This is a genomic window from Streptomyces sp. SPB074, assembly GCF_000154905.1.
Taxonomy (GTDB): Bacteria; Actinomycetota; Actinomycetes; order Streptomycetales; family Streptomycetaceae; genus Streptomyces.
This window is the reverse complement of record NZ_GG770539.1, coordinates 930,750-941,666: the sequence shown is the minus strand read 5'-3', so window position 1 is coordinate 941,666 and position 10,917 is coordinate 930,750. Positions and strand designations below refer to the sequence as shown.

11 protein-coding genes are annotated in these 10,917 nt (G+C 74.1%); 8 read left to right on the top strand and 3 right to left on the bottom strand.

Translation table 11 applies throughout. The annotated features are described in order from the left end of the window. The 3 genes from SSBG_RS30650 to SSBG_RS03815 form a co-directional block, all read right to left on the bottom strand. On the bottom strand, positions 1 to 105 hold a 105-nt coding region (locus SSBG_RS30650), incomplete at its 3' end, for a DUF4865 family protein (protein WP_158677737.1). A gap of 79 nt (positions 106 to 184) precedes the next feature. Continuing rightward, positions 185 to 760, bottom strand: a complete 576-nt coding sequence (locus SSBG_RS03820; protein WP_008744907.1) for a TetR/AcrR family transcriptional regulator — start codon at positions 758 to 760, stop codon at positions 185 to 187. 101 nt (positions 761 to 861) lie between these two features. Beyond that, a complete protein-coding gene (locus tag SSBG_RS03815) occupies positions 862 to 1,665 on the bottom strand; it encodes an IclR family transcriptional regulator (RefSeq protein WP_008744906.1) in 804 nt (267 codons plus the stop codon). 222 nt (positions 1,666 to 1,887) lie between these two features. On the opposite strand from SSBG_RS03815, the gene allB reads away from it, so the two are divergent. The 8 genes from allB to SSBG_RS03775 all read left to right on the top strand — a co-directional run bounded on the left by allB (position 1,888) and on the right by SSBG_RS03775 (position 10,448). Continuing rightward, positions 1,888 to 3,237 (top strand): allantoinase AllB, encoded by a 1,350-nt coding sequence (gene allB, locus SSBG_RS03810; protein WP_008744905.1) that lies wholly within the window; start codon positions 1,888 to 1,890, stop codon positions 3,235 to 3,237. Between the two features lie 113 nt (positions 3,238 to 3,350). Continuing rightward, positions 3,351 to 4,469 carry an allantoicase gene (gene alc, locus SSBG_RS03805; protein WP_008744904.1) on the top strand — a complete coding sequence of 373 codons (1,119 nt, stop codon included), beginning with the start codon at positions 3,351 to 3,353 and terminating at the stop codon, positions 4,467 to 4,469. Positions 4,470 to 4,649: 180 nt separating this feature from the next. Then, positions 4,650 to 5,090, top strand: coding sequence for a ribonuclease (locus tag SSBG_RS03800; RefSeq protein ID WP_037871049.1), 441 nt, complete (start codon positions 4,650 to 4,652; stop codon positions 5,088 to 5,090). Between the two features lie 570 nt (positions 5,091 to 5,660). Then, complete coding sequence (locus SSBG_RS03795; RefSeq protein WP_037868880.1) at positions 5,661 to 6,665, top strand: sugar ABC transporter substrate-binding protein; 1,005 nt, start codon at positions 5,661 to 5,663, stop codon at positions 6,663 to 6,665. Continuing rightward, on the top strand, positions 6,662 to 7,696 hold the full coding sequence (locus tag SSBG_RS03790; RefSeq protein ID WP_008744901.1) for an ABC transporter permease: 1,035 nt from the start codon (positions 6,662 to 6,664) through the stop codon (positions 7,694 to 7,696). Before SSBG_RS03795 ends, SSBG_RS03790 begins: the two co-directional genes overlap by 4 nt. Beyond that, a complete protein-coding gene (locus SSBG_RS03785; RefSeq protein ID WP_008744900.1) occupies positions 7,693 to 8,547 on the top strand; it encodes an ATP-binding cassette domain-containing protein in 855 nt (284 codons plus the stop codon). The genes SSBG_RS03790 and SSBG_RS03785 overlap by 4 nt, the downstream gene beginning before the upstream one ends. A 189-nt stretch (positions 8,548 to 8,736) precedes the next feature. After that, the gene (locus SSBG_RS03780) at positions 8,737 to 9,870 is read left to right on the top strand and encodes an ROK family glucokinase (protein WP_008744899.1); all 1,134 of its coding nucleotides are present in this window, start codon (positions 8,737 to 8,739) and stop codon (positions 9,868 to 9,870) included. 71 nt (positions 9,871 to 9,941) lie between these two features. Next, a complete protein-coding gene (locus tag SSBG_RS03775) occupies positions 9,942 to 10,448 on the top strand; it encodes a hypothetical protein (RefSeq protein ID WP_037868877.1) in 507 nt (168 codons plus the stop codon). The last annotated feature ends 469 nt before the right edge of the window (positions 10,449 to 10,917 follow it).

Genomic DNA, 10,917 nt, shown 5'->3' with positions numbered 1-10,917 from the left:
TCCCGCCCGGTCGTCCAGGACGTGGCCGCCCACGGCGACGCGCCGGCGGATGACGGCCATGTCGTAGTCGGCGGGCAGGGTGATCTCGTACTGCTTCGCGTGCACGGCGATGCTGCCTTTCGGGGCGGGTGGTGGTGCGGGGTGCGGGGCGTCGGCGGTTCGTTGGGTGTGCGGCGCGTGGCGCTCAGGGCTCAGCGGGGAGCGTGTGGGCGGCCAGGAGGCCGAGGATTCCGGAGACGGCCTGGTCGAACGGCGCCGCCGATCCGGCCGCGCGCGCCAGTACGTAGCCGCCCTGGAGCGTCGCGACGATGGTCGCCGCCGTCGTCACCGGGTCCAGCGCGGCGGCGAGTTCGCCGCGCTCGCGCCCCTCGGCGAGCAGCGCGGCCAGACGGCCGCGCAGCCAGTCGAGCGTCTCGCCGACCGGTGCCCGCAGGGCGGGGTCGGCCATGACCTCGGGGTCCTGCGTGAGGCGCCCGATCGGGCAGCCTTTCAGGACGTCACGCTCCCGGCGCAGGTAGGCGGTGACGCGCTCGACCGCGGTCCCGGGCGCGGAGAACGGCTCCTCGGCCTTGGCCCGCAGCTCGCTCGCGGTGCGCCGGATCGCGGTGAGCGCCAGCTCCGGCTTCCCGGTGAAGTGGTGGTACATGCTGCCCTGCCCGGCGCCCGCGAGGCGTTGGATGGCCTTCGGGCTGGTGCCGGTGTACCCGCGCTCCCACAGCAGCGCGCGCGTGCTCTCGACGAGGCGTTCGGCGGTGTCCATGCGCGGAGTGTACGTACCAGTAGGTACAGAGGGGGGCGGTGGCGACCCATTGCGCGTCAAGTGGGTTGCGTGCCGCGCCCGTTCGGGCTCACGCCCCGGGGCTACGCCTGTTCCGCGCGGCGGGCGAGGGCCTCGGAGAGCTCGCCGGCGACCTGCCGCAGGACGGGAACGTGGCGCTCCATCGCCTCGTCCGTGAGGCGGCCGGCCGGTCCCGAGACCGAGATCGCCGCCGTCGTGGGGGAGTGCGGGACGGGCACCGCGAGGCAGCGGACGCCGATCTCCTGCTCGTTGTCGTCCACCGCGTAGCCCCGCGCCCGCGCCTCGTCCAGGGCCGCGAGGAAGGAGTCCGGGCTCGTCAGGGTGCGGTCCGTGGCGGCGGGCATCCCCGTGCGGGCGAGCAGCGCGCGCACCTCGCCCGGGGCGCTCTCCGCGAGGAGGGCCTTGCCCACCCCCGTCGAGTGCGGCAGGACGCGGCGGCCCACCTCGGTGAACATGCGCATCGAGTGCTTGGAGGGCACCTGCGCCACGTACACGACCTCGTCGCCGTCCAGCAGCGCCATGTTCGCCGTCTCGCCCGTCTCCTCGACCAGGCGAGCGAGATAGGGGCGCGCCCAGGTGCCGAGCAGGCGCGAGGCGGACTCGCCGAGCCGGATGAGGCGCGGGCCGAGCGCGTATCTGCGGTTCTCCTGCTGGCGCACGTAACCGGTGGCGACGAGCGTGCGCATGAGGCGGTGGATCGTGGGCAGCGGGAGACCGCTGCTCGTGGCGAGTTCGCTCAGGCCGACCTCGCCGCCCGCGTCCGCCATCCGCTCCAGCAGGTCGAAGGCGCGCTCCAGGGACTGGACGCCCCCGGCCGCCGCGGACTTCGGGGGAGCGACGGCATCGCTGGTGCTCGGCGTCGGCACGGCGCGGTCCTTTCGGGGGGCGGACGGAGTGGGACAGCAGCCTACCGGGCGGGATCTTCCCGGCCGCACGGAGGACGTTGTTACGTGAAAGTTTATTTCCGGTAAACGAAAAGGGGCAGGGTGGGGCGCGCCGCCAGGCGCCCTTGACGGGACCTGCGGGGCGGCAGAGACTCGCCCGCACGACCCGGACCGATTCAGCAGGCGTCGACCAGGGGGCCCGCCATGACCGCCGCACCGCCCCGCCTTCTCCTCCGCTCCACCCGCGTCGTGCTGCCCGAGGGGCCGCCCCGCCCGGCGGCCGTCGCCGTCTCGGGCGCCGTGATCAGCGCGGTCCTGCCGTACGGGAGCGCGGCGCCCGAGGGCTGTCGTGTCCTCGATCTCGGCGACGACGCCCTGCTGCCCGGCCTGGTCGACACGCACGTCCACGTCAACGACCCCGGGCGCGCCCACTGGGAGGGCTTCGCGAGCGCGACCCGCGCGGCTGCCGCCGGGGGCGTCACGACGCTGGTGGACATGCCGCTCAACTCCCTGCCGCCCACGACCACCGTCGCCGGTCTGCGCCGCAAACGGGAGGTAGCGGCGTCCCGCGCGCACATCGACGTCGGCTTCTGGGGCGGCGCGGTCCCGGGGAACGCGGCGGACCTCCGCCCGCTCCACGAGGCCGGCGTGCTCGGCTTCAAGTGCTTCCTCTCCCCGTCCGGCGTGGACGAGTTCCCGCCGCTGGACGCGGCCGGGCTCGACGCGGCGCTCGCCGCCCTCGCCGCGTTCGGCGGTCTCCTCCTCGTGCACGCCGAGGACCCGCGCCACCTCGCCCCCGCGCCCCCGCGGCCCGCCCCGCGCTACCGCGACTTCCTCGCCTCGCGCCCCCACGCCGCCGAACGCGAGGCCGTCCGCCTCCTGCTGGAGGCCGCCGCCCGCCACCCCGGCGCCCGTGTCCACGTCCTGCACGTCTCCAGCGCCGACGTACTGCCCCTCCTCGCCGGGGTGAAGACGGCCGGGGCCCCGGTCACCGCCGAGACCTGCCCGCACTTCCTCACCCTCACCGCCGAGGAGGTCCCGGACGGCGCGACGGAGTTCAAGTGCTGTCCGCCCATCAGGGAGGGCGCCAACCAGGACGCCCTGTGGCAGGCCCTCGCGGACGGCACGCTCGACTGCGTCGTCTCCGACCACTCCCCGTCCACCGCCGACCTCAAATCCCCCGACTTCGCCGGCGCCTGGGGCGGCATCTCCTCCCTCCAGCTCGGCCTGCCCGCCGTCTGGACCGCCGCCGAGGCGCGCGGGACGGGGCTCGCGGAGGTCGTGCGCCGCATGTCGGCCGCGCCCGCGGCCTGCGCGGGGCTCACCGCGAAGGGAGCCCTGGCCCCGGGCAAGGACGCCGACTTCACCGTCTTCGCCCCCGAGGCCCGCTTCACCGTCGATCCCGCCCGGCTCCACCACCGCAACGCCGTCACCGCCTACGCGGGCCGCACCCTGCGCGGCGTCGTCCGCGCCACCTGGCTGCGGGGACAACGCGTCTACGCGGACGGCGCGTTCACCCCACCCCTCGGGAAGCTGCTGCGCCGCGAGGCGTGACCCGCGACATGCCCCCCGGAGCGGGCAGGTGACGGGGCCCCGACGCGAGAAGCGCGCCAGCGTCCCCGGGCGACGTCCCGCGCTCCGAAGCGAGGAAAGGAAGCACGCCCACCGTGACCGCGACACCCGCCCCGTTCACCGGCCCCGCGCAGCCCTACACCGGCGGTGACCCGTACGCCGATCACCGCGCGGCCGATCACCCCTTCACCCGCCTGCCCGACCTCGCCGACCGGGACCTCGGCGGCTGCGTCCTCGCCGCCAACGACGAGTTCTTCGCCGAGCGCGAGAACCTGCTCACCCCCGCTCGCCCCCGCTTCGACCCGGCCGCGTACGGCCACAAGGGCAAGATCATGGACGGCTGGGAGACCCGCCGCCGCCGCGGCACCGACCCCGCCCACCCCTGGCCGGACGACGGCGCCCACGACTGGGCGCTCGTCCGTCTCGCGACCCCGGGCGTCGTGCGCGGACTCCTCGTCGACACCGCCCACTTCCGCGGCAACCACCCGCGCGCGGTGAGCGTCGAGGCCACCGCGCTCACCGGCCACCCCGGCCCCGCGGAACTGCTCGCCCGCGGCGTGCGCTGGACCACGCTCCTGCCCCGCACCGAGATCGGCGGCCACGCGGCGAACGGCTTCCCCGTCGCGGACGGACACCGCTTCACGCACGTACGGCTGCGGCAGTACCCGGACGGCGGCATCGCCCGGCTGCGTGTGCACGGGGACGTCGTGCCCGACCCGCGGTGGCTCGCCGCGCTCGGCACCTTCGACCTCCTCGCGCAGGAGCACGGGGGCCGCGCCGAGGACGCCTCCGACCGCTTCTACTCGCCGCCCGCCAACACCCTGCGCCCGGGGCGCTCGCGCTCCATGCACGAGGGCTGGGAGACCCGGCGGCGGCGCGACGACGGACACGACTGGGTGCGCTACGCGCTGGCCGGGCACGGCGAGATCCGCGCCGTCGAGATCGACACCGCCTGCTACCTCGGCAACGCGCCGGGCTGGGCGGCCCTGTCCGTACGCGAGGACGACGGGCCGTGGACCCGGCTCCTGCCCCCCACCCCCCTCCAGCCCGACACCCCGCACCGCTTCCTCCTCGACCACCCCGTCCCCGCGACCCACGCGCGCCTCGACATCCACCCCGACGGCGGCGTCTCGCGGCTGCGGCTGCACGGAAGCCTCAGCGCGCGCGGGAGGAGCGAACTGGAGCGCCGGATGAGGGAGTCGGGAGCGGAGTGAACGGCCCGGCGGGCGGGCGCGGGGGCGCCCGGGGGAGTGCGGCGCCCCCCGCCGCGTCCGCCCGGGGGCGTGTGCCCGCCCCAGCCGCACGCCGCGTGCACCCGCTGTTCACCAACACACCGAATTTTCACCCGGGTTTGACATGGGACACCGGCATCTACGCGCGTCATCGTGGACGACATGCGACGACACCCCCACACCTCGTCCCGCACCCCCCGCCTCGCCGCCCTCACCGCGCTGGGCGCCGCCCTCCTCATCGGCGGCCCCGTCACCACCGCGCAGGCCCAGGCCCCGACCCCCGCCCCCGTCACCGCCGTCGCCCGCGCGGCGGCCGCGGTGGGCGACATCTGCTCCTCGGACCTGCCCAGCCAGGCCCACGACACGCTCGCACTCATCGACAAGGGAGGCCCGTTCCCCTACCCGCAGGACGGCACCGTCTTCCAGAACCGCGAGGGGGTCCTTCCCGGCCGGTCCACCGGCTACTACCACGAGTACACGGTGAAGACACCCGGCTCCTCCGACCGCGGCGCGCGCCGCGTCGTGACCGGTGAGGAGACGGACGAGGACTACTACACCTCCGACCACTACGCGAGCTTCGACCTGATCGACTTCACCTGCTGAACCGCTCCGGCCGCCCCCCGCCGCACGTGCCGGGGGGCGGCCCCGTTGCCGGGCGGCCGCCCGGGTCCGCGCCCGCCGCCCGAGCCGTACCCGGGCGCCCCCACCCGCGCGGGACGCCCCGGCCCGAGCCTCGCCGCGTGCGGCGTTGGTCACCCGCCCCGGCCCGCCACCCTCCGCCCGAGGTACCCGCACCGTCACCGACCGGCCGCGCTCCGTGGCCGCGCGGCCCGCCGTACCGGCTCCCGCCCCAGGCGGGCCAGGACCCGTACCCCCATTGCCCCGTGGCGAAGTTGACCACCCGCACCCGTGACGTTCGCCGCGCGGCCCGCGCGGGCCATTGACGCGCACCACCACTCTCCGTTACAACTCTGCGAGCCGTCGGCCCACCCCACCCGCCGCCGTGCGGCCGGGAGCCGGTGCACGATACTTGGTCGGTCGGGCGGCTGACGGCGCCCGCCACGGGCGACCACCCCGGCCTCCGGCCGGGGCCCACGGTCCCCGTCAACCGCCGCGCCCACCGGGCGCGGCGGATTCGACGCACGTACGGCAAGACGAGAAGGGCTGGTCCTGGTGGCACGCTTTCGTACCTGGGTGAGTGTCGCGGTGGCCGCGGCGCTCGGCCTCTCCCTCGCGGGGTGCAGCAGCACCGGCGGCAAGCGCGCCGAGGACGCCCGCAAGGCCGCGGCGGCCGGTGGCAAGGCCGCCGTGAACACCCCGCGCTGGACGGTCGCCATGGTCACCCACTCCGGCGACGGCGACTCCTTCTGGGACATCGTGCAGAACGGCGCGAAGCAGGCCGCCGTCAAGGACAACATCAAGTTCCTCTACTCGCACAGCGACCAGGGCCAGACCCAGGCGCAGTACGTGGACGCCGCGATCGACAAGAAGGTCGACGGCATCATCGTCACGCTCGCCAAGCCCGGCGCGATGAAGTCCGCGCTCGCCCGCGCCAAGAAGGCCGGCATCCCCGTCCTCACCGTGAACTCGGGCGCCGCCGACTCCAAGAAGTTCGGCGCGCTCGCCCACATCGGCCAGGACGAGACCGTCGCGGGCGAGGCCGTCGGCGAGGAGCTGAACAAGCGCGGCAGGAAGCGCGCGCTGTGCGTCCTGCACGAACAGGGCAACGTCGGCCACGAGGATCGCTGCGCCGGGGCGAAGAAGACCTTCGACGGCACGATGGAGAACATCTACGTCACCGGCACCAACATGCCCGACGTGCAGTCCGCCCTCCAGGCCAAGCTCCAGACCGACAAGAAGATCGACACCGTCGTCACCCTCGGCGCGCCCTTCGCCGACGCCGCCGTCAAGGCGAAGAACGAGGCGGGCAGCAAGGCCGAGGTCGATACCTTCGACCTCAACGCGGAGGTCGTCGACGCTCTCAAGAACAAGACGCTCGGCTTCGCCGTCGACCAGCAGCCCTACCTCCAGGGCTACGAGGCCGTCGACCTCCTGTGGCTGTACCGCTACAACGCCGACATGCTCGGCGGCGGGCAGCCCGTCCTCACCGGCCCGCAGATCATCACGCGCGACGACGCCGACGCCCTCGCCGAGTACACGAAGCGGGAGACCCGGTGAGCGCCGTGGCGGGCGGGGACGAACGGCTCCTGCGCACCCCCGGCTGGCGCAGGCTCCTGCGCCGCCCGGAACTCGGCTCGATCGTCGGCGCGATCGCCGTCTTCGTCTTCTTCGCCCTCGTCGCCGACAGCTTCCTCAAGCCCGCGAGCCTCGCCACGATGCTCTACGCGGCCTCCACGATCGGCATCATGGCGGTCCCCGTCGCGCTCCTCATGATCGGCGGCGACTTCGACCTCTCCGCCGGGGTCATGGTGACGACCTCGGCGCTCGTCTCCACGATGTTCAGCTTCCAGCTGACCGCGAACACCTGGGTCGGCGTCGGCGTCTCGCTCGTCGTCACCCTCGCGCTCGGCTTCTTCAACGGCTACCTGCGACAGCGCACGAAACTGCCGAGCTTCATCATCACGCTCGGCACCTTCCTCATGCTCACCGGCCTCAACCTGGGCCTCACCAAGGCCATCAGCGGCGGCGTCTCCACGAAGAGCATCTCCGACATGGAGGGCTTCTCCTCCGCGCACGCCCTCTTCGCCTCCACGCTCACCCTCGGCGGCGTCGACTTCAAGGTCACCATCCTGTGGTGGTTCGGCCTCATCGCGCTCGGCACGTGGATTCTGCTGCGCACCCGCGCGGGCAACTGGATCTTCGCCGTCGGCGGGGACGAGGACGCCGCCCGCGCCGTCGGCGTCCCCGTCACCAGGACCCGCGTCGGGCTCTACCTCGGGGTCGCTTTCGGCGCCTGGATCTCGGGCCAGCACCTGCTCTTCTCCTTCGACCAGGTGCAGTCCGGCGAGGGCGTCGGCAACGAGTTCATCTACATCGTCGCGGCCGTCATCGGCGGCTGCCTCATCACCGGCGGCTACGGATCGGCGATCGGCGCCGCCGTCGGCGCGCTCATCTTCGGCATGACGAGCAAGGGCATCGTCTACGCCGAGTGGAACGCCGACTGGTTCAAGTTCTTCCTCGGAGCGATGCTCCTCCTCGCCACGCTCCTCAACGCGTGGGTGCGCAAGCGTGCGGAGGCCACCTCATGACCACCCCCACCGCGGCCGGGCCCGGCGACGAGCGCGTCCCGCTCGTCGCACTGGACGACGTCAGCAAGTACTACGGGAACGTCCGCGCCCTCGAAGGCGTCTCGCTCGCCGTCCACCCCGGCGAGATCACCTGCGTCCTCGGCGACAACGGCGCGGGCAAGTCCACGCTCATCAAGATCATCGCCGGGCTGCACCAGCACGACGCGGGCGCCTTCCGCTTCGACGGCGAGGACACGCGGCTCTCCTCGCCCCGCGAAGCGCTCGACCTCGGGATCGCGACCGTCTACCAGGACCTCTCCGTCGTCCCGCTCATGCCCGTGTGGCGCAACTTCTTCCTCGGCTCCGAGCCGGTCAAGGGCACCTGGCCCTTCTCGCGCCTGGACGTGGATTTCATGCGCGAGACCACCCGCGCCGAACTGGCCCGCATGGGCATCGACCTGCGCGACGTCGACCAGCCGATCGGCACGCTCTCCGGCGGTGAGCGGCAGTGCGTCGCGATCGCGCGCGCCGTCTACTTCGGCGCGAAGGTCCTCGTCCTGGACGAGCCGACGGCCGCGCTCGGCGTCAAGCAGTCCGGCGTCGTCCTCAAGTACGTGGCCGCCGCGCGCGACGCGGGGCTCGGCGTCGTCCTCATCACACACAACCCGCACCACGCCTACCTCGTCGGTGACCACTTCGTGCTCCTCAAGCGCGGCACGATGGCCGGCAGCCACCCCAGGGCCGCCATCAGCCTGGACGAACTGACCCGGCAGATGGCGGGCGGCTCCGAGCTGGAGGAACTGAGCCACGAACTGCGGCGCGCCCCGGTCCCGGACCACCTGGGCGGCCACCCGGCGAAGGACGCGGACTGACCCCTGCGGGGCGCGCGGACTGACCCCGGCCGGGCGCGCGCCCCGCACACGGCGGGGCGCGCGGGCCGAAGGCCCGGTCCCGCCCCACCTCACCGCGCCCTCACCCCCGGCAATGGCACAATCGGCCCCGGCGGAGCCACCCGGCCCGCCCCGGCCGCGTGCCGCGCCCCCGAGCGATACAGGACCCCGATGAGCACGTACCGCGGCGCCGCCCGCGCCACCGTCCTGCGTACGTGCTCCGTGGGCAATTGCGAACGGCGCTCCCACCTCAGCGCCCCGCGGGTCCCCACGGTCGGCATCGACATCGGCGGCACCAAGGTCATGGCCGGCGTCGTGGACGCGGACGGCCACATCCTGGAGACGCTCCGCACCGAGACCCCGGACAAGTCCAAGAGCCCGAAGGTCGTCGAGGACACAATCGTCGAGCTCGTCCTCGACCTCTCCGACCGGCACGACGTGCACGCGGTCGGCATCGGCGCGGCCGGCTGGGTGGACGCGGAGCGCAACCGGGTCCTGTTCGCCCCGCACCTCGCCTGGCGCGACGAGCCGCTGCGCGACCGCATCTCGGGCCGCCTCGCGGTTCCCGTCATGGTCGACAACGACGCGAACACCGCCGCCTGGGCGGAGTGGCGCTTCGGCGCCGGACGCGGCGAGGACCACCTCGTGATGATCACGCTCGGCACGGGCATCGGCGGCGCGATCCTGGAGGACGGCAGGGTCAAGCGCGGCCAGTTCGGCGTCGCGGGCGAGTTCGGGCACATGCAGGTCGTGCCCGGCGGCCACCGCTGCCCCTGCGGGAACCGGGGCTGCTGGGAGCAGTACAGCTCCGGCAACGCCCTCGTGCGCGAGGCGCGCGAGCTGGCCGCGGCCGACTCGCCCGTCGCGCACGGCATCATCGACCGCGTCGGCGGCACCATCGGCGACATCACCGGTCCGCTCATCACCGAGCTGGCCCGCGAGGGCGACGCGATGTGCGTCGAACTCCTCCAGGACATCGGGCAGTGGCTCGGCGTCGGCATCGCGAACCTCGCCGCCGCGCTCGACCCCTCCTGCTTCGTCATCGGCGGCGGCGTCAGCGCGGCCGACGACCTCCTCATCGACCCGGCGACGGACGCCTTCCGCCGCCACCTCACCGGGCGCGGCTACCGCCCCCAGGCGCGGATCGCGAAGGCCCAGCTCGGGCCCGAGGCCGGCATGGTCGGGGCCGCCGACCTGGCCAGGCTCGTCGCCCGCCGCTTCCGCCGCGCCAACCGCCGCCGCGTCGAGCGCTACGAGCGGTACGCGCAGGCCCCCGGCGTCCCGGGCGGGGAGGACGGAGCGTGAGCCAAAACCACCGGAGCGTCCCCCAGCAGCCCGGCCCGCCCGAGGCCGCGCGCCCCGAAGGACGCGGCCACATGATCCGCCGCCGCACGCTGACGCTCCTGATCATCGTGCTGCTCATCGGCGTGCCCGCCGGATACCTCCTCGTCTCCGCCTCGCAGAGCCGCGACTCCGGCCGCGACAAGGAGAACAAGTACTCCGCGACGGGCCTGAGCGCGGGCTGGCCCTCGAAGGTGCAGCGGCGCATCTACGAGGTGGACATCCCGCCGAAGTCCTCGTTCGTCGCCTACTACGAGACGAACAACTGGAAGGCCAGCCGCCTCTACACCCAGTTCCGCACGACCCACAAGGGACTGACGAAGTTCCTCCACTCGCTCGGCAAGACCCGCGACGACCTGGACGAGGGCGTCACGATCAAGAAGCGGGACCTCGCCATCACCCGCTGGAGCTTCGACCCCGCCGTGCACTGGACGGGCCTGCGCCACCACCAGGACAACCCGCGCCCGAGCCAGGACGTCACGGTCGACCGCACCGACCCGAAGCACCCGATCGTCTACGTCGTCTCCGCGACCACGCCCTGACCGGCGCCGGTCCCTCGCGCGAGCCGGATTGTCGGTCCCGCCCCGTAGAGTCGGACACGGGTGCGGCACGGCCGCGCCGCGGGGGCCGGAACGGACCCGCCGCGAGGGCGGGGAGCCGCGGGACGAGCGCGGGAAGGAGGCGCGGAATGCACAGGAGCGGTACGGACCGTAGCCGCGCCCACCGCGCGGGCACCCCGCGAGTGGCCCGGCCGCCACGGCGCGGGGCAGGCCCCGGCGCCGCGTTCCGCTCTCCCGCCGCGCCTCGCTCCTCCGCCGTGCTCCGGCCTTTCGCCGCGCTCCGCACCCCCGCCGTGCTCCGGCCTTTCGCCGTGCTCCGTACTCCCGCCCTGCCCCGCGGTCGCCGCTCCATCGCGCCCGGCTCCCGGTGCCGTCCCGCGAGGCGCCCGCGATGAGCACGCGCACCCCGCCCCGCCTCCACCACCTCGCTCCCGTCTTCCTGCCCGCCGAA